Below are 24,302 nucleotides of genomic sequence, written 5' to 3'. Positions count from 1 at the left end.
GCCGGATCAGCGGCGTTCGTATCTGGCGAGTTTCTGTTCGAGGTTCAAGCGCACCTCTGGCCATTCATCATCAATGATGCTGAAACGCACCGAGTTGCGCTTGCGGCCGTCGGGCATGATCCGCTCGTGACGCACGATGCCTTCCTGCTGCGCGCCCAGACGCAGGATCGCATGGCGTGATTTCTGGTTATTTTCGTCGGTGGTGAATTGCACGCGCACGCAATCGAGCACCTCGAAGGCGTGACGCAGCATCAGGTACTTGGCTTCGGTGTTGACGAAGGTTTTCTGGAAGCGTGCCGAGATCCAGCTGCTGCCGATCTCCAGTTTGCGATTGAGCGGATCTATCTTCCAGAAACGGGTCGAGCCGATCACCTCGCCGGTTTCCTTCAACACGATCGCAAACGGCATGACTGTGCCTGCCTCACGCCCGTCTAGGGCCTTTTTCAGATAGCTGTCGACAGTGCTCGCCGACGGCACCACGGTGACGGTGAGATTCCACAGTTCGCCGTCCGCGGCGGCGTGGAGCAGGGCGTCGGCATCGGAATATTGCAGGGGGCGCAGGACGATGCCCTGGCCTTGCAGTGTGATGTGCATGGGGCGTGGCTCTCGGTGGTTCGGGCGAGGTCTTATTACGCCGCATCGGGCAGCGTCGTTGCAACCGCCGGTTCAGGCGCCAAGGCCGATTGGTGAAATCAATTGTCGATTCGATGCCCGGATCCCGTATACATGGCGACCATCAGCGGAACGATCCGCGTCTCCATGCCTAAGGACCGAGCAATGAGCGAGCCACGCCTGACGAATCTGAAACAGTATCTGCAACGGTTGGGGTTCGACACGCCCCCGGCACCGACCCTTGAGACCCTGCGTCTGTTGCAGTTGCGTCATACCGGTGCCTTTCCCTTCGAGAATCTTTCGACGCTCAGCGGCGAACCTGTACTGATCGATCTGCCGTCGATCCAGCGCAAGGTTCTGGAGGATGCCCGTGGGGGTTACTGCTACGAACTCAATAATCTGTTTCTGGCCTTGTTGCTGGAGCTCGGTTTCGATGCGCGAGGCATCAGCGGGCGTGTGGTCATGAATCAGCCTGAAGGCAGCTGGACGGCACGCACTCATCGTTTGAGCCTGGTGACCCTCGACGGCGTGCGCTATATCACCGATGTCGGCTTCGGCGGCATGGTGCCGACCGCGCCGCTGGTGCTCGATACCGAAGCCGAGCAATCCACGCCGCACGAGCCGTATCGCATCGAAGTACAAGCCGATGGCTACATGCTGCGGGCCAGAGTCGCCGGCGAATGGCGGCCGATGTACCTGTTCGACCTGCAACGCCAGGAAGACATCGATTACACCCTTGGCAACTGGTACGTCTCGACCCATCCGGACTCACCGTTCGCCCAGCGCCTGATGGTCGCGCGTACGGGCGACGGCTGGCGACGCACGTTGAATAATGGCAGTTTCGCGATCCACCGCATCGGCGCCGAGAGCGAGCGGCGTGAAGTGACGGATGTCGACGAACTGATTGAATTGCTGGAACGGGAGTTCGGTCTGCGCTTGCCGCACCAGCCCGGTGCACGTCTGGCGCTGGCGCGCTTGATCCAGCCGGCCTGAAGTCTAAGGTTTGGCATCCGGCTCCAGTACCCGCCGGATTTCGTTAACGGCCGCCGACAGTTTTTTCTCAAGGCTCTTGAGGTCGGTGGCGGTGATGCCTTTCTTGAATTGTCCGCTGGACTGCTCGAGTTCATTGGCTGTGGCACTGCTGTTAAGCAGTGCGTGGCGCAGGGTGTTGTTGATTACCGTCTGATAGCCATAACCCTCGCTTTCTGCGACTTCCCGCGCGGCCTCGATGACTGCGTCATCGAGCATGATGGTGATGCGGGTCTTGCCCTTGTTGGAGGCGACGGCGCCTCGTTTTCCCTGGGTGAAATCGTATTCATCCTTCATTGATCAAGTCTCCGGAAAATAATGGCGTCGCTCGCTGGGTGTTGCGCTGCGCGCGGAAATGATTCGAACAATATTCGGCTCCCGATAGCTGTAAACAACGACCAGCAAACGTCCCTTGGCGTCGGTGCCGAGTGTGATCCAGCGTTGCTCGTCATGATCGTTGTCTTCAATGGTCAACGCTCGTTCGTCGTGGAAGACCGGTTCGGCCTCGGCGAGGCTGATCCCTCTGTGCTTGAGTTTGTTGGCAGCATTCTTGCTTTTGTCGAACTGAATCTTGAATGACTTCATTATGCATACTTTATATGTATAAAAAAGAGTGCGACCGCGCCGTCGGTCGCCATGAACACTTCAGCCTAGGTGGATAAGACGCGGGGCCAGTTAACGATGTGTTGCCGGATTTGTGGGGGATGGAAGCAGCGGGATAGAAGGTTGGGTGGCTACCTATCCATAATGTGACTGATAAGTTGTATACAACTCTATGGACATTTGTCACGACTATTGAATACAGTGTGCGCATAACAAAAACCAGGGAACCCCCCACCATGAAAACGCCCCATGTTTCACACCAACGGCCCGAGGACGAAAACCTCGGGGTCGGCGCGAATATGGCTTACGGCCTGCAACATGTTCTGACCATGTATGGCGGTATCGTCGCGGTGCCTCTGATCATCGGTCAGGCTGCCGGGTTGTCGCCGGCGGACATTGGTCTGTTGATTGCTGCTTCATTGTTTGCGGGGGGGCTGGCCACGTTGCTGCAAACCCTGGGTCTACCGTTTTTCGGATGTCAGTTGCCGCTGGTGCAGGGTGTGTCGTTCTCCGGTGTCGCGACTATGGTGGCGATTGTCAGCAGCGGCGGGGAGGGTGGCTTTCAGTCGGTGCTCGGGGCGGTGATTGCCGCGTCGTTGATCGGTTTGCTGATCACGCCGGTGTTCTCGCGCATCACCAAGTTCTTTCCACCGCTGGTTACCGGCATCGTGATCACCACCATCGGCCTGACGCTGATGCCGGTGGCCGCACGCTGGGCCATGGGTGGCAACAGTCATGCTCCGGACTTCGGCAGCATGCAGAACATCGGTCTGGCGGCGGTCACGCTGGTGCTGGTGCTGCTGCTGAGCAAGGTCGGCAGCTCGACCATCTCGCGTCTGTCGATCCTGTTGGCGATGGTGATCGGCACGGTACTGGCGGTGTTCCTTGGCATGGCGGATTTCTCCAGCGTTACCCAAGGGCCGATGTTCGGCTTCCCGACACCGTTCCATTTCGGCATGCCGACCTTCCACTTCGCTGCGATCCTGTCGATGTGCATCGTGGTCATGGTGACGCTGGTGGAAACCTCGGCGGACATCCTGGCGGTCGGTGAAATCATCGGCACCAAGGTCGACTCCAAACGTCTGGGTAACGGCCTGCGGGCGGACATGCTGTCGAGCATGTTTGCGCCGATCTTCGGTTCGTTCACCCAGAGCGCCTTCGCCCAGAACGTCGGGCTGGTGGCGGTGACCGGAATCAAGAGCCGTTATGTGGTGGCCACCGGCGGTATCTTTCTGGTGATCCTCGGCTTGCTGCCGTTCATGGGCCGGGTGATTGCGGCGGTGCCTACGTCGGTACTGGGCGGCGCGGGTATCGTGCTGTTCGGCACCGTGGCGGCGAGCGGCATCCGCACGCTGTCCAAGGTGGATTACCGCAACAACGTCAACCTGATCATCGTTGCGACCTCAATCGGTTTCGGCATGATCCCGATTGCCGCGCCGAACTTCTACGATCACTTCCCGAGCTGGTTCGCGACCATTTTCCATTCGGGCATCAGTTCGTCGGCGATCATGGCGATCCTGCTGAACCTGGCGTTCAACCACTTCACGGCGGGTAACTCGGATCAGCAGTCGGTGTTCGCGGCGGCAGAAGAGCGGACCCTGCGTTATCGGGATCTGGCGGCGCTGCGTGAAGGGGACTACTTCAGCGACGGCAAGCTGCATGACTGCGATGGCAATGAAGTGCCGGTGATCGATCCGGATTCGGATCACGGTCATGGCGCACCGAAAGTGCATGCCAAGAGCAGCGAGCACGTCTGACCGCTGTTTCTGAAACAGAAAAGGGCCGATCAGTTGTGAAACTGATCGGCCCTTTTTATGGTGCTGACTTTCTCAGCGCCCACAAAAAAGCCCCTGAATCTTTCGATTCAGGGGCTCTGTATTTGGCTCCACAACCTGGACTCGAACCAGGGACCCAGTGATTAACAGTCACTTGCTCTACCAACTGAGCTATTGCGGAATTGGTGCGTATGTTACTGATTTAAAAAGACTAGTCAAGCTTTGCCGGATATTTTTTTGCTGAACGGTTTTCAGCCACCGAATGTAAAGGTCCCCATCAGCAGTTTTGCGTACAACGCTGTGGCCGCCAGTTGCACCAGCCAAAGGGCCAGGCCGCCGAGAAACACGCCGGCCGCCACTTGCAGTACCAGGCTCTTTTCGCGTTTGCCCGAGGTGCGGGGCGGATAGTAGTCCAGCTCATCGCGATCGGCGCGCAGGTCATCGTTTTTCATGTCGGTTCTCTGAGATAGCGTCTGTTTGCAGTCTAGTGGGTGTTGCGGCTTTTCTTCAGACAAATAAAAACGGGAAGCCCGAAAGCTTCCCGTTTTCAGTGCAGCGCCGGATCAGATGACCTGAACGATGGCGTCCGTCACGGCTTCGATGTTGCTCTGGTTCAGCGCGGCGACGCAGATGCGGCCGGTGTCCAGGGCGTAGATGCCGAACTCGTTGCGCAGGCGGTGAACCTGCTCGGTGGTCAGGCCGGAGTAGGAGAACATGCCACGCTGACGACCGACGAAGCTGAAGTCACGCTGCGGAGCTTTCTTCGCCAGCAGAGCAACCATCTGCTCGCGCATGCCGCGAATGCGCAGGCGCATTTCGGCCAGTTCGGCTTCCCACTGAGCGCGCAGTTCCGGGCTGTTCAGCACAGCGGCGACAACGCTTGCGCCGTGAGTCGGCGGGTTGGAGTAGTTGGTGCGGATCACGCGCTTGACCTGCGACAGAACGCGGGCGCTTTCTTCTTTCGATTCGCTGACGATCGACAGCGCGCCGACGCGCTCGCCGTACAGCGAGAACGACTTGGAGAACGAGCTCGACACGAAGAAGGTCAGGCCGGACTCGGCGAACAGACGCACGGCAGCGGCGTCTTCGGCGATGCCGTCACCGAAACCCTGGTAAGCCATGTCGAGGAACGGCACGTGACCTTTGGCCTTGACCGCTTCCAGCACGTTGTTCCAGTCCGCCGGGCTCAGGTCGACGCCGGTCGGGTTGTGGCAGCAAGCGTGCAGCACGATGATCGAGCCGTTCGGCAGGGCGTTGAGGTCTTCGAGCAGGCCGGCACGGTTCACGTCGTGGGTGGCGGCGTCGTAGTAGCGGTAGTTCTGCACCGGGAAACCGGCGGTTTCGAACAGCGCACGGTGGTTTTCCCAGCTCGGGTCGCTGATCGCCACAACGGCATTCGGCAGCAGTTGATTGAGGAAGTCGGCACCGATTTTCAGTGCGCCGGTCCCGCCGACGGCCTGAGTGGTGACCACGCGGCCAGCGGCCAGCAGTGGCGAATCATTGCCGAACAGCAGCTTTTGCACAGCCTGGTCGTAGGCCGCGATGCCGTCGATTGGCAGATAGCCACGGGAGGCATGCTGAGCAGCGCGAATGGTTTCGGCTTCGATAACGGCGCGCAGGAGTGGAATTCGCCCCTCTTCGTTGCAGTACACACCCACCCCGAGGTTGACCTTGTTGGTCCGGGTATCGGCGTTGAATGCTTCGTTGAGGCCCAGGATTGGATCGCGGGGTGCCATTTCGACAGCGGAGAACAGGCTCATTTTTACGGCAGCTCTAATGGAGAGTGGAGGGACGTGTGGCGCTCCAGCCGAATGCACTAGAGCGGTGCACAAACGGGGAGCTAGTATAGAGGCCACCATCGATCAATGGCGACAGGCGAATCGGGTTTTCAGGTAAGTTTTTCCGATTATTTCTCGACCGTTAGTCGAATGGACTTGTCGGAGACTTTACCGGATGTAGGACGTTTGCCTTGAAAGGCGAGGCAATCGGCTCCACATTCAGCACAATCTTCGTTTTTCCTTGCGCGACATCGGTCGTTTGCGGTCTTTCTCGTGGTGCTGCGTTTTGTCGCCGGCGTCGCGATTCCAGAGGTGTTTATGTCTGAATTCCAGCTCGTCACCCGATTCGACCCTGCCGGCGATCAGCCTGAAGCCATTCGCCAGATGGTCGAGGGCATTGAGGCCGGGCTGGCGCACCAGACCCTGCTCGGTGTGACCGGTTCGGGCAAGACCTTCAGCATCGCCAACGTGATTGCCCAGGTGCAGCGTCCGACCCTGGTGCTGGCGCCGAACAAGACCCTGGCCGCGCAGCTTTACGGCGAATTCAAGTCGTTCTTCCCGAACAACGCCGTCGAATACTTCGTTTCCTACTACGACTACTACCAGCCGGAAGCCTATGTGCCGTCGTCCGACACCTTCATCGAGAAGGATGCGTCGATCAACGACCACATCGAGCAGATGCGCCTGTCGGCAACCAAGGCATTGCTCGAGCGCAAGGACGCGATCATCGTCACCACGGTGTCGTGCATCTACGGTCTGGGCAGCCCGGAAACCTATTTGAAAATGGTGTTGCACGTCGATCGCGGCGACAAGCTCGATCAGCGTGCGCTGGTGCGGCGTCTGGCCGACTTGCAATACACCCGCAACGACATGGATTTCGCCCGTGCCACGTTCCGCGTGCGCGGCGATGTGATCGACATCTATCCGGCCGAATCCGACCTCGAAGCGATCCGTATCGAGCTGTTCGATGACGAAGTGGAGAGCATTTCCGCGTTCGACCCGCTGACCGGCGAAGTCATCCGCAAGCTTCCGCGCTTCACCTTCTACCCGAAAAGCCACTACGTGACGCCCCGGGAAACCCTGCTCGACGCCATCGAAGGGATCAAGGTCGAGCTGCAGGAACGTCTGGAATACCTGCGTAACAACAACAAACTGGTCGAAGCCCAGCGTCTGGAGCAACGTACCCGGTTCGACCTGGAGATGATCCTCGAGCTCGGTTACTGCAACGGCATCGAAAACTACTCGCGCTACCTGTCCGGACGCCCGGCCGGCGCGGCTCCGCCAACCCTCTACGATTACCTGCCGGCCGATGCGTTGCTGGTGATCGACGAGTCCCACGTCAGCGTGCCGCAGGTTGGCGCGATGTATAAGGGCGACCGTTCGCGTAAAGAAACGCTGGTGGAATACGGCTTCCGTCTGCCATCGGCGCTGGACAACCGGCCGATGCGTTTCGACGAGTGGGAAGGGGTGAGCCCGCAGACGATTTTCGTCTCGGCCACGCCCGGCAACTATGAAGCCGAACATGCCGGACGAGTGATCGAACAGGTTGTGCGCCCGACCGGACTGGTTGACCCGCAGGTTGAAGTGCGTCCGGCGCTGACTCAGGTTGACGATCTGCTTTCGGAAATCACCAAGCGTGTGGCAGTGGAGGAGCGAGTACTGGTCACCACGCTGACCAAGCGCATGGCCGAAGACCTGACCGATTACCTGGCTGATCACGGCGTCCGTGTGCGTTATCTGCACTCGGACATCGACACGGTCGAGCGGGTCGAAATCATCCGCGACCTGCGTTTGGGCACGTTCGATGTACTGGTGGGGATCAACCTGCTGCGTGAAGGCCTGGACATGCCGGAAGTGTCACTGGTGGCGATTCTCGATGCGGACAAGGAAGGCTTTCTGCGTTCCGAACGCTCATTGATCCAGACCATTGGCCGTGCGGCACGTAACCTCAATGGCCGGGCGATTCTCTACGCGGATCGCATCACCGGTTCGATGGAGCGTGCTATCGGCGAGACCGAGCGCCGTCGCGACAAGCAGATCGCCTTCAACCTGGCTAATGGCATTACGCCGAAGGGCGTGTTCAAGGACGTCGCCGACATCATGGAAGGCGCCACCGTGCCTGGTTCGCGCAGCAAGAAGCGCAAAGGCATGGCCAAGGCCGCCGAAGAAAATGCCAAGTACGAAGCCGAATTGCGCTCGCCGAGCGAGATCACCAAGCGCATCCGCCAACTGGAAGAGAAGATGTACCAGTTGGCCCGCGACCTGGAGTTCGAAGCGGCGGCGCAGATGCGCGACGAGATTGCGAAAATGCGCGAGCGGCTATTGGCAGTCTGACTGATCGTTCCCACGCGGAGCATGCGAACGATCAGTCAAGGTTAATGAGCCTCGCCGGCCTTCAGGCCGGCGGGCAGCTTCTTGGTCAGCAAGATCGCCAACATGCTGATCCCCAGCGCAATCCCGACAAAATGAAACGCATCGTTGTAGGCCATGATCAGCGCCTGCTGATGGACGATGTCACTCAATTTCCCCAGCGCCGCCGTGTCACTGCCGAAGCGATCGGTCATCGACGCCAGTCGTTCGGCCACCTGCGGGTTGGTCGGCACCACTGCTTCACGCAGGTAATCGAAGTAGGTCTTGGTGCGTGCATCCAGTAACGTCGCGAGCAGGGCGATGCCGATGGCGCCGCCGAGGTTGCGCAGGATGTTGAACAGGCTCGACGCCGAACCCGCATCCTGCGGCAGGATATAAGCCGTGGCGATCAGCGAAATGGTCACCATGATCAGCGGCTGGCCGAGGGCGCGGATGATCTGGATCTGGTTGAACTGCGGCCCGGCAAAGTCCGGGTTGAGCACGCCGGATGAGAAACTCGCCAGCCCGAACAGTCCGAATCCCAAAGTGCACAGCCATTTGGGCGAGACGAATTTCATCAGCTTCGGCACCAGCGGAATCAGGAACAGCTGCGGCACACCCATCCACATGATCACTTCGCCGATCTGCAAGGCGTTGTAGTTCTGGATCTGCGCCAGATACAGCGGCAACAGATAGATCGAGCCGTACAGCCCGACGCCCATGCCCAGGCTGGAAATGCTCGACAGCCCAAAGTTGCGATTGCGCAGGATGCCGAGGTTGATCAGCGGGTTGGGCTTGGAGATCTGCACGATCACGAAGGTGATCAGGCTTAGCAGGGCGATGCTGCCCAGCGTCACGATCAGGCTCGATTCCAGCCAGTCCTTGCGATGGCCTTCTTCAAGAAACACCTGCAGGCAACCAAGGCCGATGCCCAGGGTGAGTATGCCGGTGTAATCGGTGCTTTTCAGCAGCTCCCAATGGGCTTCTTTCTTCTCGAGTCCGTACATCAGCCCGGCGATCATGATCAGCCCCGGCGGGATGTTGATATAGAAGATGTACTCCCAGCCCCAGTTTTCCGTGAGCCAGCCACCGAGGGTGGGGCCGATGGACGGCGCGAAGGTGGCAGTCATGGCGAACATCGCCATGCCTTTGGCGCGGTGGTGTTCGGGGAGTTTGATCAGGGTCAGGGTGAATGCCAGCGGAATCAGCGCACCGCCAGTGAAGCCCTGCATGGCGCGAAACACGATCATGCTGTCGAGGCTCCAGGCCATCGAACACAGCAACGACGAAATCAGAAACCCCAGCGAGACCCACACCGCCAGTCTTCGCGCTGAAAGCAACTGCACCAGCCACGCGGTCAGCGGGATCATGATGATTTCCGCCACAAGGTACGAGGTGGAAATCCACGAGCCTTCTTCCAGGGTCGCCGACAGGGCGCCCTGAATGTCCTTGAGTGACGAGTTGGTGATCTGGATATCGAGCACCGCCATGAAGGCGCCGAGCATGACGCTCATCACCGCGATCCAGTCCCGTTGGGTCGGTTCGCCGACCGGGCGGATCAGTTGATCACCGGCCATTGTCTGGTGCGTCTTTGATATTCACGGTGGCGGTGACCGACATGCCCGGACGGATCTTGCCGTGCAGCGGGTTATCGGCCTTGAAAGTCAGTTTGACCGGAATCCGCTGTACGACTTTGGTGAAGTTGCCGGTGGCATTGTCCGGTGGCAACAGGCTGAACTGCGCGCCGGAAGCCGCGAACAGGCTGTCGACCCGGGCTTCGATCGGCGTATCGCCGTAAGCGTCGAAGACCAGTTCGGCCTTCTGCCCCGGCTGCATGTGGCCGATCTGGGTTTCCTTGAAGTTGGCCTGCACCCAAATGTCTTCGTCCGGAACGATCGACAGCAGGTACGCGCCGGCCTGAACAATCTGCCCATTGCGGGCGGCGCGCTGGCCGACCAGGCCGCTGATCGGTGCGTGGATTTCGCTGCGGGTCAAGTTCAGTTCGGCCTGGGCGAGGTCGGCGCGGGCGTTGGCGATCTGCGCATCAAGGCGCTTGATCTCGGCATTCAGTGCGCTGACCTGCTGGCGCTGGCTCTGCGCATCGGCCTGGGCCTTGGCCACTTGCGAGCGGGCGATGTGGTTGTCGGCGGAGAGGGTGGTGACCCGTTCCTCGGAAACGAAGCCGGGTTTGCGCAGGGCTTCTGCGCGGGACAGATCGATTTGCGAACGGCCCAGTGTCGCTTGCGTGGTTGCCACTTGCGCTTCGCTGGCGGCGATCAGGCTGGATTGTTGGGTCAGTTTGCTCTGGGCCTGCAGGCGCTCGGCTTCACGGGTGGCGAGGGCGGCATTGGCGCGATCGACGGCGAGGCGGAAGTCGTCGCCTTCGAGACGCACCAGCAACTGGCCTTTTTCGACGTGCTGGTTGTCCTGCACCAGGACTTCGTCGATGCGCGCGCTCAACTGGCTCGACACGCGGGTGATTTCACCCTGGACATAGGCGTTGTCGGTGCTTTCATAAAAGCGCCCCTTGAAAAACCAATGAGCGAAAAAGCCCCCGGCAATCAGCAGGACGAGCAGCAGGAAAATGAACAGGCGACGCTTGAGTTGGGCAGGCATGGGCAAACTGTAGTCGAGGAATTGTAAGGAAAGTTATCAGCAGGCGAATCTGGCATACAGCCGATGAACGGTAAATGCCGTCTGCTGATATTCAGCCATTCACCACGGCCTACGGGCGTTACAGACGCAAAATTGGCTTAAATGCCCTGCCCGCTGGAGCGGGGCGGGTGTCGCCTGTTACCATTCGCCGCTTGATTGTTCTTTGCTTTTCATTCTTTTCGAGACATGCCATGACCACCGTCCGCACTCGCATCGCGCCATCGCCTACCGGGGATCCCCACGTAGGTACCGCTTACATCGCATTGTTCAACTACTGCTTTGCCAAGCAGCACGGCGGTGAGTTCATCCTGCGCATTGAAGACACCGATCAACTGCGTTCGACCCGCGAGTCCGAACAGCAGATTTTCGACGCTCTGCGCTGGCTCGGCATCGACTGGAGCGAAGGCCCGGACGTCGGCGGCCCGCACGGTCCGTATCGTCAGAGCGAACGCGGCGACATCTATCAGAAGTACTGCCAGCAACTGGTCGACATGGGCCACGCTTTCCCGTGCTTCTGCACCGCTGAAGAACTGGACCAGATGCGCGCCGAGCAGATGGCGCGCGGCGAAACCCCGCGCTACGACGGCCGTGCGCTGTTGCTGTCCAAGGAAGAAGTCGCGCGCCGTCTGGCTGCCGGCGAACCCCACGTGATCCGGATGAAAGTGCCGACCGAAGGCGTCTGCGTCGTGCCGGACATGCTGCGTGGCGATGTCGAGATCCCGTGGGATCGCATGGACATGCAAGTACTGATGAAGACCGACGGTCTGCCGACGTACTTCCTGGCCAACGTGGTCGACGACCATCTGATGGGCATCACCCACGTGCTGCGCGGTGAAGAATGGCTGCCATCGGCGCCGAAGCTGATCCTGCTCTACGAATACTTCGGCTGGGAACAACCGGAGCTGTGCTACATGCCGCTGCTGCGTAACCCGGACAAGAGCAAGCTGTCCAAGCGCAAGAACCCGACCTCGGTGACGTTCTACGAGCGCATGGGCTTCATGCCGGAAGCGATGCTCAACTACCTGGGCCGTATGGGCTGGTCGATGCCGGATGAGCGCGAGAAGTTCTCGCTGCAGGAGATGGTCGACAACTTCGACCTCAAGCGCGTATCGCTGGGCGGGCCGATTTTTGACATCGAGAAACTCTCGTGGCTCAACGGCCAGTGGTTGCGTGACCTGCCGGTGGAAGAGTTCGCCGCTCGCGTACAGAAGTGGGCGTTCAACTCCGAATACATGATGAAGATCGCGCCGCACGTTCAGGGCCGTGTCGAAACCTTCAGTCAGGTTGCACCGCTGGCCGGTTTCTTCTTCGCCGGTGGCGTCAATCCGGATGCCAAGCTGTTCGATTCGAAAAAGCTCTCGGGTGATCAGGTTCGTCAACTGATGCAGTTGATCCTGTGGAAACTGGAAAGCCTGCGTCAGTGGGAGAAGGACAGCATCACCGCGACGATTCAGGCGGTGGTCGAATCTCTCGAGCTGAAGCTGCGTGATGCGATGCCGTTGATGTTTGCGGCGATCACCGGTCAGGCGAGCTCGGTGTCGGTGCTCGATGCGATGGAAATCCTCGGGCCGGACCTGACCCGTTTCCGTCTGCGCCAGGCGATTGACCTGCTGGGCGGCGTGTCGAAGAAAGAAAACAAAGAGTGGGAAAAGCTGTTGGGCGCTATCGCCTGATTGCGTTTGTCTCTGCAGGACGCGCCGCAGGCCAGGATTTTTTGATCCCGTCCTTCGGCGTTTTCCCCCGAATTTACGGGGGGAGGGCGGTAAGTGATTGTTATGCCGACAAAAAATTTTGAAATTTTTCAAAAATAAGTTTGACAGGCTTTCGATACGCCCTTAAGATTCGCCCCGTCCTCAGCGATGACATCAACGATGAGGGGCTATAGCTCAGCTGGGAGAGCGCTTGCATGGCATGCAAGAGGTCGACGGTTCGATCCCGTCTAGCTCCACCAATTTACACTTCGAAGCCTGGCCACACCGGCTTCGAAGCGATCAACACTCAGCGTTGATCAGTTGTATAGAAGGGTTTGCGTCCCCTTCGTCTAGTGGCCTAGGACACCGCCCTTTCACGGCGGTAACAGGGGTTCGAGTCCCCTAGGGGACGCCAGTTTTACAGAAGCGATGTTACAAGTAGTCGCTCCGCCGCGAGGCGAAAAATCCGGGGCTATAGCTCAGCTGGGAGAGCGCCTGCATGGCATGCAGGAGGTCAGCGGTTCGATCCCGCTTAGCTCCACCAATTTACAGTTCAAGGTCTGGCCACACCGGCCTTGAATCGATCAGCACTCAGCACTGATCAGTTGTATAGAAGGTTTGTGTCCCCTTCGTCTAGTGGCCTAGGACACCGCCCTTTCACGGCGGTAACAGGGGTTCGAGTCCCCTAGGGGACGCCACGATTACCCGCCTTGCGGGATTTATAAGGGTCATTCAATTATTGAATGGCCCTTTTGTTTGTCTGGCGTTTGGCCAAATCTCCTTTTTCCTTAAACTGTGCTTCAGACCAGCGGTCATATTTTCGACTTGCAGAATATTATTATGAGAATAATATTCTAATCGTAATATTCGGAGGCAACGATGAACGACAAAAAAGCTCAAACCCGCGAACGCATCCTCAAGGCTGCCAGCGCCGCTCTGATCCAGCGTGGCCCGGCCGAGCCGAGCGTGGGTGAAGTGATGGGCGCCGCCGGCCTGACAGTCGGTGGCTTCTATGCGCACTTCGAAAGCAAGGACGCAATGATGCTTGAAGCGTTCAAGCAGTTGCTGGGTCGCCGCCGGGACCTGATTGCCGACATGGACTCTGAGTTGACCGGCGAAGAGCGTCGCGCTCTGGTGGCCGCGTTCTACCTGTCGCGCAAGCACCGTGATTCCAGTGACTCGGCCTGCCCGATTCCGGCTTCCATCGGCGAGCTTGGGCGGTTGCCGGAAGAATTTCGCATAGCGCTGAACGAGCACCTGGAACTGATGATCGCGCAGTTGGCTTCAAGCCCTGAAGACATTGATAAAGCGTTGGCCGACGTGGCCCTGATGGTGGGTGGCCTGGCGCTCTCAAGGGCGTTGGGGCCTGGTGATTTGTCCGATCGATTGCTGCGCGCTGCCAAATCGGCGGTGCGTTGACCTGAAGGCAGCAAGCCTGAGGAGAGAGCGATGAGCACGTTGAAGTGGGTTCGCGGCGTTAATGGCACCTTGGGCTGGTTTGCACCGAAACTGGTGGCAAGCAAAATGCGGCTGGCATTCATGACCCCTCGCGCGAATGCGCCACGGGATTGGGAATTGCCGCTGCTGGCTAAATCCGAGCGGATCACGTTGCGTTTCGGCCTCTCGGCACTGCGTTGGGGGCAAGGTCCGACGGTTCTGCTGATGCACGGTTGGGAAGGGCGGCCGACCCAGTTTGCCGCGTTGATTACCGCGCTGGTCGAATCCGGTTACACCGTTGTCGCGCTCGACGGCCCGGCCCACGGGCGTTCGCCGGGGCGCGAAGCCAACGTCGTATTGTTCGCCCGCGCGATGCTCGAAGCCGCCGCTGAATTGCCTCCGCTGCAAGCCGTGATCGGCCACTCCATGGGCGGCGCCAGCGCCATGCTCGCCGTGCAACTGGGCCTGCGCACCGAAACCCTGGTCAGCATTGCCGCGCCGGCTCGCATTCTGGGCGTATTGCGCGGCTTTGCCCGCTACGTTGGCATGCCACCGAGAGCTCGTTCTGCCTTCATTCGCCAGGTCGAACAGGACGTCGGCATGCGCGCCGCAACCCTCGATGTCGCTCACTATCAACTGGATATGCCAGGCCTGATCGTGCATGCCGAAGACGACACCTTCGTCTCGGTCAAGGAATCCCAACTGATCCACGAATCCTGGTTCGACAGCCGACTGCTGCGCCTGGAGGCCGGCGGTCACCAGCGCGTGCTGGCCGACCCTCGGGTGATTGATGGCGTGTTATCACTGCTGGCCGGTCGCAGCCTTCAGGCGCGGCAATCGGCGTAGTCATCCGTTACACTGCCCCGGTTGAATCATTTGACCGGGAGTAGGGCATGGGCTGGGATCGGGCAACGCCGTTTACCATTGATCTGCACGTGGGCGCCGAGGACATCGACGGCCTGGGACACGCGAACAACGCGGTGTACGTCTCCTGGCTTGAGCGCTGCGCCTGGCGTCACTCGCAGCGGCTGGGTCTGGATCTGGTCGAGTACCGGCGTCTGGATCGGGCGATGGCGGTGGTGCGGCACGAAATCGATTATCTGGCGGCCGCCTACGAAGGTGACGAACTGCAATTGGCGACCTGGATCGTCGATTGGGATCAGCGCCTGAAAATGACCCGTCACTTCCAGTTGATCCGCCCCAGCGACAACACCACGCTGCTGCGCGCCCAGACCACCTTCGTCTGCATCGAACTGTCCACCGGCAAGCCCAAGCGCATGCCCGCCGAGTTCATTGAAGGTTACGGTCCGGCCATCCAGACAGCGGACATGGGTTTAACCCGCGAAACCCAGTAAACTGCCGCACGTTTTTCCTTGAGTGTGTGTTTCCCATGCAAATTGCTCTGGCGCCGATGGAAGGGTTGGTCGACGACATCCTGCGCGATGTCCTGACCCGTGTCGGCGGTATTGACTGGTGCGTGACCGAGTTCATCCGCGTCAACGACCAGTTGCTGACTCCGGCCTATTTCCACAAGTTCGGCCCTGAACTGCTCAACGGTGCCCGCACCGCTTCCGGCGTGCCGCTGCGCGTACAGTTGCTGGGTTCCGACCCGGTGTGCCTGGCGGAAAACGCTGCGCTGGCCTGCGAATTGGGTTCCGAAGTGATCGATCTGAACTTCGGCTGCCCGGCGAAAACCGTCAACAAATCCCGTGGCGGTGCGGTGCTGCTCAAGGAGCCGGAACTGCTCAACCAGATCGTCGAACACGTGCGACGTGCGGTGCCGGCGCACATCCCGGTCACCGCCAAGATGCGCCTGGGTTTCGACAGCCCGGACGGCTCGCTGGTCTGCGCCACGGCGCTGGCCGAGGGTGGCGCCGAGCATATCGTGGTTCACGCCCGGACCAAGATGGACGGCTACAAGCCGCCGGCCCATTGGGAGTGGATTCCACGTGTACAGGATGTGGTCAAGGTGCCGGTGTTCGCCAACGGAGACATCTGGAGCGTCGAAGACTGGCGCCGTTGCCGGGAAATCAGCGGTGTCGAGGACATCATGCTCGGTCGCGGTCTGGTTTCGCGTCCCGATCTGGCCAAGCAGATCGCCGCCGCCCGTGCCGGCGAAGAAGTGGTCGAGATGACCTGGAGCGAGCTGATGCCGCTGATCCAGGACTTCTGGCTGCAAGCCAAGGCGCAGATGACGCCACGCCAATCGCCGGGCCGCCTCAAGCAATGGCTGGCGATGCTGACCCGCAACTACTCCGAGGCCACCGAGCTGTTTACCGTGCTTCGGCGTGAGACCGAGCCGGATCAGGTCTCGCGCTTGCTGGGCTTGCCGGTCGCCGAAGCGGCTTGAAAAAATCTTCGAATAATCTCTTGAAAACAAAACGCAGGTCCCTATCTAAGGGGTACGCGATGCCGAATTCGGGTCGCGGAGACAAAAAACCTTGCTGATTGTTTTCAGGAGATTTGAACCATGAGTACTGCATTTTCCCTCGCGCCACTGTTCCGTTCCTCGGTAGGTTTCGACCGTTTCAACGACTTGTTCGAAACCGCCCTGCGCAACGAGCCAGGCAGCAGCTATCCGCCTTACAACGTCGAAAAACACGGTGACGATCAATATCGCATCGTCGTGGCGGCGGCCGGTTTCCAGGAAGAAGACCTGGAGCTGCAAGTCGAGAAAGGCGTGCTGACCATCAGTGGCGGCAAGCGTGACGCGAACGAAGGCGTCACTTTCCTGCACCAGGGCATCGCCCAGCGTGCATTCAAGCTGTCCTTCCGTCTGGCCGATCACATCGAGATCAAGGCCGCCGGCCTGAGCAACGGCCTGCTGAGCATCGATCTATTGCGCGTGATCCCGGAAGAAGCGAAAGCCAAACGCATCCCGATCAACGGGGCGCAGAAGCCGGCTCTGCAATAAGCCGACCGACAAGAAGGGCGCCGAAAGGCGCCCTTTTTTGTGCCTGTCAAACCAGCAAGCCTTTCAACACCTCCAGCGCCACCGGCCGACTGTGCAGATACCCCTGATACAAATGGCAGCCCAGCCCTTGCAGGAACGCCAGTTGTTCGGGGGTTTCCACGCCTTCTGCGATCACCTCCAGTTCCAGGCTGCGGGCCATTGCGACGATGGCGCGGATGATCTCGGCGTCGTTGGGGTCGCTGGTGGCGTCGCGGATGAAGGACTGATCGATCTTCAGGGTGTCCACCGGCAGGCGCTTGAGGTAAGTCAGCGATGAATAACCGGTGCCGAAATCGTCCATGGCGAAGCTCACGCCGAGCTTTTTCAGGCGGCGCATCTTGCTGATGGTGTCTTCCAGGTTCTGGATCACGATGCCTTCGGTGATTTCCAGTTTCAGCAGCGAGCAGGGCAGGCCATGGCTGGTCATGCTGTGTTCGATGCGTTCGACGAAGTCGTTCTGGCGGAACTGCCGGGGACTGATGTTCACGCACAGGCTGAACGCCAGCGGATCGATCAAGCCGTCGGCGATCAATTGCTTGAAGGCATCGCAGGCCTCATCGAGGATCCAGGTGCCGACCTCGAGGATCAGCCCGCTGTCTTCCAGGACCTTGATGAACTCGGTCGGCGATTGCGCGCCAAGTTCCGGGTGATTCCAGCGCACCAGCGCTTCGGCGCCGATGATGCGGTTGTCCCGGGCGTCCACTTGCGGCTGGAAATGCACGTTGAATTCGCCACGGGACAGCGCCAGGCGCAAATCGGTCTCCATGCGCAGCCGTTCGCTGGCCGCTTTCTGCATGGTGTTGTGGTACATCTGCGTGGTGTTGCGCCCGGAATCCTTGGCCCGGTACAGCGCGATGTCTGCACGTTTGAGCAGGTCGGTCGGGGTCGAGCCATGATCGGGAATCAGCGCCACGCCGATGCTCGGCGTCACTTGCAGGCGCTGGCCGTCGAGGAACATCGGCTCCGACAGCAATTCGCGGATGGTGTCGGCCAGTTCCCGCACCTGAACGCTGACCTCGTTGCGCGTACCTTCCAGGCCGCTGAGCAACACCACAAATTCATCGCCACCAAGCCGCGCCACGGTGTCTTCCATGCGCACACTGGCTTCGAGGCGCGCGGTGATGATTTTCAGCACCGTGTCGCCAACCGGATGGCCGAGCGAGTCGTTGATGTGCTTGAAGTGATCCAGATCGAGAAAAAGCAGCGCGCCGCGCAAATTGTGGCGCTTGAGCAGGGCGATCTGCTGGCTCAGGCGATCCATCAGCAATGCGCGGTTGGGCAGGTTGGTCAGCGGATCGTGATAGGCCAGATGGCGGATCTGCGCTTCGGCGTTCTTCAGCAGGCTGACGTCCCGGGCGGTCATCAACAGGCAGGCGATTTCGTTGAGGGTGATCGGCTCGACCGAGACTTCCACCGTCAGCAATTCCCCGCGCTTGTTGCGCCCGAGCATTTCCTGATGATGCACACGGCCCTTGATCTGTAGCTCGGCGAGCAACCCCGAGCGCTGTTTTTCCTCGGCCCAGATGCCGACCTGATACACGGTCTTGCCCACCACTTCATCCGCACGGTAGCCAGTCAGGCGACAGAAACCATCGTTGACCTCCAGATAACGCCCGGTGTCGCGTTCGGTGATGGTGATCGCGTCGGGGCTCGAGTGAAATGCCTTGGCGAACTTCTCTTCACTGGCCTTGAGCGCTGCTTCCGAGCGCTGTTGCTGGGTGATGTCACGCAGCGTGGTGACGATACACGGCTGGTTGCCGACGCTGATCTGGCGACTGGAAATCACACAGGTCAGCGATTGGCCGTCCTTGTGCTGGACGATGATCGCGACATTGCTCAGGCCCTGTTCGCGGATCACCCGCTCGATGCGTTGCAGGCTTTTCGCCGACGCATCCCACAGGCCGATTTCTTCGGCGGTATGGCCGATCACGTCGGTGGCGCTCCAGCCGAAAGTCTGGGTGAAACTGGAGTTGATTTCGATGAATTCCCCGGTTTCCTGGCGGGTCACGCAGATCGGGTCGGGGCTGACCTGGAACAGGGTGGCGAATTTCTCTTCGGAAGCCACGAGGCGCTGTTCGCGCTCGACTTGATCGGTAATATCGAGCAAGGTGCCGGCCATGCGCAGCGGCGCGCCGTTTTCGTCGCGATAGAGGCGGGCACGGCTTTCCAGATAGCGCGAACTGCCGTCCGGCAGTTGCACGCGGTACGTCAGCTGATAGTTGCCCGCCGGGCCTTCGCGCAGGCTGCGGTAGGCGTCGCGCATGCTGTCACGCTCTTCGCCGGGTACACCTTCGAAGAATTCGTCGAACGATTCATGAAACGGAATCGGCTCCAGCCCATGCAATTGCGCGGCCCGGGCCGAGCCGTAAAGCATGCCGCTGGGAATGTGCCAGTCCCATGTGCCGAGCTGCGCCGAGTCCAGTGCCAGATCGAGGCGCTCCTGGCTGTCCTTGAGGGCGTGTTCGGCGGCTTTGCGTTCGGTGGTGTCGAGAAAGGTGCTCAACAGATAAGGCTGGCCCTCAAGTTCGACTTTCTGTGCGCTGAGAATGCCGTCGTGAACCTGGCCATTGCTGGCGCGGAACTGCACCTCCATGCTGATCAGTTCGCCCTTGGCCTTGGTCTTCTTGACCAGCTCCGCCCGTTGCTCGGGATGCACCCACAGGCCCAGCTCCAGGGTGGTGCGCCCGATGGCGCTCTGCACCGGCCAGCCGAACAGGCTTTCGAAATACTGGTTGGCCTCGCTGATCAGGCCGTCTTCCTGGCGGGTCAACAGCACCATGTTCGGGCACAGGTGAAATAGTGTGGCGAAACGTTTCTCCGAGCTGCTGAGCGCCTGTTCCCGTTGCCGCTGGTGGGTGATTTCACGGATCACCCCGATCATTCGGGGGCGGCCATGTTTGTCCGGCAGCAGGCTGCCATTGATCTCCAGCCAGTGCAGGCTGCCGTCGGGCCAGCGAATACGGTGGTGCATCGCCTGTTCCAGCGGCGCGCCGGCAATCACCGCGTGGAAGGCGCGAATGGTTTTCGCCCGGTCTTCCGGCGGCAACAGGTCAAGGTATTCCAGATCTTCGGGCAGCGGCTGCCGTGGATCGAAGCCGAACAGGGCCTGGGTGCCCCGCGACCAACTGATCTGCCCGCGCTCGATATCCCAATACCAGGCGCCGAGGCGGGCGCCGTTGAGCGCCGCGAGCAATTGCGGCGCGCTCTCCCAGCTCTGTTCGGAACGCCGTGGATCAATGGCCTGAATACGCGGCATCGGCGGAATACGGTCAACAGATTTCGGCATTGTTAAGGGGCCTTGAGCTGATTTGGGCGTTAGGCACAGGGACGGCAGCTCTATAGGAGTAGCACAAGTCAGCCGAGAGTCCCTGGCAGATCGATTTGCGCGTCCAGCAGGGCCATAAACGCCCGTGCAGCATTCGACAGCGTCCGTTCGGTGTGCAGGATATAGCCTAGCTGGCGACTGAGCTGTATGCCCGGCAAAGGTATGCGCGCCACCTGTTCATCGAGCATGGTGCGCGGCAAAACGCTCCAGGCCAGGCCGATCGACACCATCATCTTGATGGTTTCCAGATAGTTAGTGCTCATGGCGATGTTCGGCGTCAGGCCCTGAGCCTCGAACAGACGTTGGACAATATGGTGGGTAAAGGTGTTGCCGCCGGGGAAAACTGCCGGATGGCCGGCAATGTCCGCCAATGTGACAGCGCCGTTGCTGATCAATGTGTGTTCCGGGGCGACCACGAAATCCAGCGGGTCATCCCAGACCGGTGTGGCCTTGACCAGCGTATGTGGCTCCGGCGCCAGGGTGATGACCGCCAGTTCTGCGCGGCCATGGAGAATTTCCTCGTAAGCCACTTCCGAATCGAGGAACTGAATATCCAGCGCCACCTGTGGGTAGCGGCGGGTGTATTCCCTCAGCAGGGGCGGCAAACGGTGCAGGCCGATGTGGTGACTGGTGGCCAGGGTCAGACGGCCGGTGACTTCGCCGGTGAGGTTGGTCAGGGCGCGGCGCGTGTCATCCAGCACGTTGAGAATCTGATAAGCCCGCGGCAGAAGTGCCCGGCCGGCCTCGGTCAGGCCCACTTCACGGCCCAGCCGGTCGAACAGCCGCACATTCAATTGCTGCTCCAGCCCGGCGATACGTTTGCTGATCGCCGGTTGCGTCAGGTGCAGGCGTTCACCGGCGCCCGAGAAGCTCCCGGACTCGGCAATCGCGATAAAAGCATTGAGGTTGGCCAGATCCATGTTTGTATTCCAGTTGGTTATCCAAAGCATAAAAAATATGAATTTGAGTTATTCAATCTAACCCCATAGGATCGGCCTCACAAGCCAAAGGGTTATTGATAAGCCCAGGGCATAGAAACAAGCTGATGAGGAAACGTCTGATGGCCGGCAAAACGCTCTACGACAAGCTCTGGGATTCGCATTTGGTCAAGCAGCGCGACGATGGTTCGGCGCTGATCTATATCGATCGTCACATCATCCACGAAGTGACCTCGCCGCAAGCCTTTGAAGGCCTGCGTCTGGCCGGGCGCAAGCCGTGGCGCATCGATGCCAACATCGCGACCCCGGACCACAACGTACCGACCACCCCGGAACGCAAGGGCGGCATCAGCGCCATTGCCGACCAGGTCTCGCGTTTGCAGGTTCAGACCCTCGACGACAACTGCGATGAATACGGCATCGTCGAATTCAAGATGAACGACGTGCGCCAGGGCATCGTCCACGTGATCAGCCCGGAGCAGGGCGCGACCTTGCCGGGCATGACCGTGGTCTGCGGCGACTCCCACACCTCGACCCACGGCGCGTTTGGCGCGTTGGCTCACGGTATCGGCACTTCCGAGGTCGAGCACGTGCTCGCCACCCAGTGCCTGGTCGCCAAGAAAATGAAAAACATGCTGGTGCGCGTCGAAGGCCAGTTGCCGTTCGGCGTGACCGCCAAGGACATCGTTCTCGCCGTTATCGGCAAGATCGGCACCGCCGGCGGTAACGGCCATGCCATCGAGTTCGCCGGCAGCGCGATCCGCGATCTGTCCATCGAAGGCCGCATGACCATCTGCAACATGTCCATCGAAGCCGGCGCCCGTGTGGGCCTGGTGGCGGCGGACCAGAAGACTGTGGATTACGTCAAGGGTCGTCCGTTCGCACCGAAAGGCGCCGAGTGGGATCTGGCGGTTGAATCCTGGAAAGACCTGGTGTCCGACGCTGATGCGCATTTCGACACCGTGGTCGAGCTCGACGCTGCGCAGATCAAGCCGCAAGTCAGCTGGGGCACTTCGCCGGAAATGGTGTTGGCCGTTGATCAGAACGTGCCGGACCCGGCCAAGGAGATGGATCTGGTCAAGCGCGACTCGATCGTCCGCGCCTTGAAATACATGGGGCTGACCGCCAATCAGGCGATCACCGACATCCAGCTCGACCGCGTATTCATCGGTTCCTGCACCAACTCGCGCATCGAAGACTTGCGCGCTGCTGCGGTGATCGCCAAGGGCCGCAAGGTCGCGTCGACCATCAAGCAGGCCATCGTGGTGCCGGGCTCGGGTCTGGTGAAGGCGCAGGCCGAGGCCGAAGGTCTGGACAAGATCTTCCTCGAAGCCGGTTTCGAATGGCGCGAGCCGGGTTGCTCGATGTGCCTGGCGATGAACCCGGACCGTTTGGAGTCCGGCGAGCATTGCGCCTCGACGTCCAACCGTAACTTCGAAGGCCGTCAGGGCGCCGGTGGCCGTACCCACCTCGTCAGCCCGGCCATGGCCGCTGCGGCGGCGGTGAACGGTCGTTTCATCGACGTTCGTGAATTGATCTGAAAGGAGCGCAGCATGAAAGCTTTTACCCAGCACACTGGTCTTGTCGCGCCTCTGGATCGTGCCAACGTCGATACCGACCAGATCATCCCGAAGCAATTCTTGAAGTCGATCAAGCGCACCGGTTTCGGCCCGAACCTGTTCGATGAGTGGCGTTATCTGGATGTCGGCCAGCCGTATCAGGACAACTCCAAGCGCCCGCTGAACAAGGAATTCGTGCTCAACGCCGAGCGTTATCAAGGCGCCAGCGTGTTGCTGGCCCGCGAGAACTTCGGTTGCGGCTCCAGCCGTGAGCACGCGCCGTGGGCGCTGGAAGAATACGGTTTCCGCAGCATCATTGCGCCGAGCTACGCCGACATCTTCTTCAACAACAGCTTCAAGAACGGCTTGCTGCCGATCATCTTGAGCGATGCGGAAGTTGACGAGTTGTTCAAGCAGGTCGAGGCCGCGCCGGGCTATCAGTTGCAGATCGATCTGCACGAACAGACCGTGACCAGCCCGAACGGCAAGGTCTATCGCTTCGAGATCGATGCATTCCGCAAACACTGCCTGCTCAACGGCCTGGACGACATCGGCCTGACCTTGCAGGACGGCGATGCGATTGCGGCATTTGAAGCCAAGCATCGTGCGAGCCAGCCGTGGTTGTTCCGCGACGCCTGAGCAAGATTTGAGATTGATGCCGTCAGGGCTGGCCTCTTCGCGGGCAAGCCCGCTCCCACAGTAATTCGCGGTGTTCACGAAATCTGTGGGAGCTGGCTTGCCAGCGATGAGGCCCGCAAAAGCAACACAAGACTCCAGCCCAAAAGGAAGTCCCCATGACCAGCACCGCCCAGCACAGTCAGGTTGTACAGAAGCAATTCGGTGAACAGGCCGCCGCCTACCTGAGCAGCGCCGTTCACGCTCAAGGCACTGAATTTGCGCTGCTACAGGCTGAGCTGGCGGGGCAGGGCGAGGCTCGGGTGCTGGACCTGGGGTGCGGCGCAGGGCACGTGAGTTTTCACGTCGCCCCGCTGGTGAAGGAAGTGGTGGCCTACGACCTGTCGCAGCAGATGCTCGATGTGGTGGCTGCCGCTGCGGTTGATCGTGGTTTGAGCAACGTTTCCACGGTCAATGGTGCCGCCGAGCGCCTGCCGTTCGCCGATGGTGAGTTCGACTTCGTGTTCAGCCGCTATTCGGCGCACCATTGGAGCGACCTCGGCGTGGCCCTGCGCGAAGTGCGTCGGGTGCTGAAACCGGGTGGCGTGGCGGCGTTCATTGATGTGCTGTCTCCGGGCAGTCCGCTGTTCGACACGTATCTGCAGAGCGTCGAAGTGCTGCGCGACACCAGCCATGTGCGCGATTATTCTGCCGGTGAGTGGCTGCGTCAGGTCAGCGAGGCCGGTCTGCACACCCGCAGCACCACGCGTCAGCGCCTGCGTCTGGAGTACAACAGCTGGGTCGAGCGCATGCGCACGCCTGAAGTGATGCGTGCCGCGATCCGACAGTTGCAGCAATCGATGGGCAACGAAGTGCGCGAATATTTTGAGATTGAGGCCGATGGTTCGTTCAGTACAGATGTACTGGTGCTCTGGGCCGAGAAATAAATTTAGAACGACAAGCATTTTTCCGGGCGCGCCAGT

At 60.1% G+C, this 24,302-nt stretch carries 21 protein-coding genes and 5 tRNA genes; 16 read left to right on the top strand and 10 right to left on the bottom strand.

Annotated elements, in window-relative coordinates; translation table 11 throughout:
* Window positions 1–6 precede the first annotated feature (6 nt).
* Window positions 7–594, bottom strand: a complete 588-nt coding sequence (locus tag AC07NR_RS04015; protein ID WP_495077854.1) for a GNAT family N-acetyltransferase — start codon at window positions 592–594, stop codon at window positions 7–9.
* A gap of 183 nt (window positions 595–777) precedes the next feature.
* Here AC07NR_RS04015 and AC07NR_RS04010 point away from each other — a divergent pair, with 183 nt between their 5' ends.
* The gene (locus AC07NR_RS04010) at window positions 778–1,605 is read left to right on the top strand and encodes an arylamine N-acetyltransferase family protein (protein WP_248738783.1); all 828 of its coding nucleotides are present in this window, start codon (window positions 778–780) and stop codon (window positions 1,603–1,605) included.
* Window positions 1,606–1,608: 3 nt separating this feature from the next.
* Here the strand turns inward: AC07NR_RS04010 and AC07NR_RS04005 are convergent, their stop codons facing one another.
* Both AC07NR_RS04005 and AC07NR_RS04000 read right to left on the bottom strand, forming a co-directional pair.
* Entirely contained in the window at window positions 1,609–1,938 is a 330-nt protein-coding gene (locus tag AC07NR_RS04005) for a BrnA antitoxin family protein (protein ID WP_495077853.1), read from the bottom strand.
* 3 nt (window positions 1,939–1,941) lie between these two features.
* Complete coding sequence (locus AC07NR_RS04000) at window positions 1,942–2,226, bottom strand: BrnT family toxin (protein WP_495077852.1); 285 nt, start codon at window positions 2,224–2,226, stop codon at window positions 1,942–1,944.
* A 254-nt stretch (window positions 2,227–2,480) separates the two neighbouring features.
* Here AC07NR_RS04000 and AC07NR_RS03995 point away from each other — a divergent pair, with 254 nt between their 5' ends.
* Window positions 2,481–4,001, top strand: coding sequence for a nucleobase:cation symporter-2 family protein (locus AC07NR_RS03995; RefSeq protein WP_085711984.1), 1,521 nt, complete (start codon window positions 2,481–2,483; stop codon window positions 3,999–4,001).
* Between the two features lie 123 nt (window positions 4,002–4,124).
* Here the strand turns inward: AC07NR_RS03995 and AC07NR_RS03990 are convergent.
* From AC07NR_RS03990 to AC07NR_RS03980, 3 genes are all read right to left on the bottom strand, one after another.
* Window positions 4,125–4,200 (bottom strand) — tRNA-Asn (locus AC07NR_RS03990).
* Window positions 4,201–4,270: 70 nt separating this feature from the next.
* The gene (locus AC07NR_RS03985; protein ID WP_065257405.1) at window positions 4,271–4,471 is read right to left on the bottom strand and encodes a hypothetical protein; all 201 of its coding nucleotides are present in this window, start codon (window positions 4,469–4,471) and stop codon (window positions 4,271–4,273) included.
* 111 nt (window positions 4,472–4,582) lie between these two features.
* A complete protein-coding gene (locus tag AC07NR_RS03980; RefSeq protein ID WP_495077851.1) occupies window positions 4,583–5,779 on the bottom strand; it encodes an amino acid aminotransferase in 1,197 nt (398 codons plus the stop codon).
* 336 nt (window positions 5,780–6,115) lie between these two features.
* Between AC07NR_RS03980 and uvrB the strand changes: the two genes are divergently transcribed.
* The gene (gene uvrB / locus AC07NR_RS03975; protein WP_248738786.1) at window positions 6,116–8,131 is read left to right on the top strand and encodes an excinuclease ABC subunit UvrB; all 2,016 of its coding nucleotides are present in this window, start codon (window positions 6,116–6,118) and stop codon (window positions 8,129–8,131) included.
* A gap of 41 nt (window positions 8,132–8,172) precedes the next feature.
* Here the strand turns inward: uvrB and AC07NR_RS03970 are convergent, their stop codons facing one another.
* Window positions 8,173–9,723: an MDR family MFS transporter gene (locus AC07NR_RS03970; RefSeq protein WP_495077850.1), complete on the bottom strand. Its 1,551-nt coding sequence runs from the start codon at window positions 9,721–9,723 to the stop codon at window positions 8,173–8,175.
* Window positions 9,713–10,762: an HlyD family secretion protein gene (locus AC07NR_RS03965; protein ID WP_119427460.1), complete on the bottom strand. Its 1,050-nt coding sequence runs from the start codon at window positions 10,760–10,762 to the stop codon at window positions 9,713–9,715. The genes AC07NR_RS03970 and AC07NR_RS03965 overlap by 11 nt, the downstream gene beginning before the upstream one ends.
* Window positions 10,763–10,992: 230 nt before the next feature.
* Between AC07NR_RS03965 and gltX the strand changes: the two genes are divergently transcribed.
* The 10 genes from gltX (at window position 10,993) to AC07NR_RS03915 (ending at window position 16,843) form a co-directional block, all read left to right on the top strand.
* The gene (gene gltX, locus AC07NR_RS03960) at window positions 10,993–12,474 is read left to right on the top strand and encodes a glutamate--tRNA ligase (protein ID WP_305835264.1); all 1,482 of its coding nucleotides are present in this window, start codon (window positions 10,993–10,995) and stop codon (window positions 12,472–12,474) included.
* 202 nt (window positions 12,475–12,676) lie between these two features.
* Window positions 12,677–12,752: transfer RNA gene (locus tag AC07NR_RS03955), tRNA-Ala, on the top strand.
* A gap of 79 nt (window positions 12,753–12,831) precedes the next feature.
* Window positions 12,832–12,907 (top strand) — tRNA-Glu (locus tag AC07NR_RS03950).
* A 53-nt stretch (window positions 12,908–12,960) separates the two neighbouring features.
* Window positions 12,961–13,036 (top strand) — tRNA-Ala (locus AC07NR_RS03945).
* A gap of 78 nt (window positions 13,037–13,114) precedes the next feature.
* A tRNA-Glu gene (locus AC07NR_RS03940) sits at window positions 13,115–13,190 on the top strand.
* Window positions 13,191–13,371: 181 nt separating this feature from the next.
* Complete coding sequence (locus tag AC07NR_RS03935) at window positions 13,372–13,911, top strand: TetR/AcrR family transcriptional regulator (protein ID WP_007956432.1); 540 nt, start codon at window positions 13,372–13,374, stop codon at window positions 13,909–13,911.
* Between the two features lie 30 nt (window positions 13,912–13,941).
* The gene (locus AC07NR_RS03930) at window positions 13,942–14,775 is read left to right on the top strand and encodes an alpha/beta fold hydrolase (protein ID WP_085732470.1); all 834 of its coding nucleotides are present in this window, start codon (window positions 13,942–13,944) and stop codon (window positions 14,773–14,775) included.
* Between the two features lie 47 nt (window positions 14,776–14,822).
* A complete protein-coding gene (locus AC07NR_RS03925; RefSeq protein WP_495077849.1) occupies window positions 14,823–15,284 on the top strand; it encodes an acyl-CoA thioesterase in 462 nt (153 codons plus the stop codon).
* A 35-nt stretch (window positions 15,285–15,319) separates the two neighbouring features.
* Window positions 15,320–16,279: a tRNA dihydrouridine synthase gene (locus tag AC07NR_RS03920; RefSeq protein WP_495077848.1), complete on the top strand. Its 960-nt coding sequence runs from the start codon at window positions 15,320–15,322 to the stop codon at window positions 16,277–16,279.
* 120 nt (window positions 16,280–16,399) lie between these two features.
* Entirely contained in the window at window positions 16,400–16,843 is a 444-nt protein-coding gene (locus AC07NR_RS03915; RefSeq protein ID WP_114882100.1) for an Hsp20 family protein, read from the top strand.
* Between the two features lie 46 nt (window positions 16,844–16,889).
* Here AC07NR_RS03915 and AC07NR_RS03910 read toward each other — a convergent pair whose 3' ends face one another.
* Window positions 16,890–20,168, bottom strand: a complete 3,279-nt coding sequence (locus AC07NR_RS03910) for a PAS domain S-box protein (RefSeq protein WP_085711995.1) — start codon at window positions 20,166–20,168, stop codon at window positions 16,890–16,892.
* 68 nt (window positions 20,169–20,236) lie between these two features.
* Window positions 20,237–21,127, bottom strand: coding sequence for a LysR family transcriptional regulator (locus AC07NR_RS03905; protein WP_085711996.1), 891 nt, complete (start codon window positions 21,125–21,127; stop codon window positions 20,237–20,239).
* A gap of 140 nt (window positions 21,128–21,267) precedes the next feature.
* On the opposite strand from AC07NR_RS03905, the gene leuC reads away from it, so the two are divergent.
* From leuC to AC07NR_RS03890, 3 genes are all read left to right on the top strand, one after another.
* Window positions 21,268–22,686 carry a 3-isopropylmalate dehydratase large subunit gene (gene leuC, locus AC07NR_RS03900; protein ID WP_085711997.1) on the top strand — a complete coding sequence of 473 codons (1,419 nt, stop codon included), beginning with the start codon at window positions 21,268–21,270 and terminating at the stop codon, window positions 22,684–22,686.
* Between the two features lie 12 nt (window positions 22,687–22,698).
* The gene (gene leuD / locus AC07NR_RS03895; RefSeq protein WP_007956446.1) at window positions 22,699–23,343 is read left to right on the top strand and encodes a 3-isopropylmalate dehydratase small subunit; all 645 of its coding nucleotides are present in this window, start codon (window positions 22,699–22,701) and stop codon (window positions 23,341–23,343) included.
* A gap of 155 nt (window positions 23,344–23,498) precedes the next feature.
* Entirely contained in the window at window positions 23,499–24,266 is a 768-nt protein-coding gene (locus tag AC07NR_RS03890) for a class I SAM-dependent methyltransferase (RefSeq protein ID WP_115077206.1), read from the top strand.
* Window positions 24,267–24,302: the final 36 nt, after the last annotated feature.

This window comes from Pseudomonas sp. GW821-FHT09C09 (genome assembly GCF_059418105.1).
The sequence above is the reverse complement of the archived record's forward strand: the minus strand, read 5'-3'. Positions and strand labels throughout refer to the sequence as shown.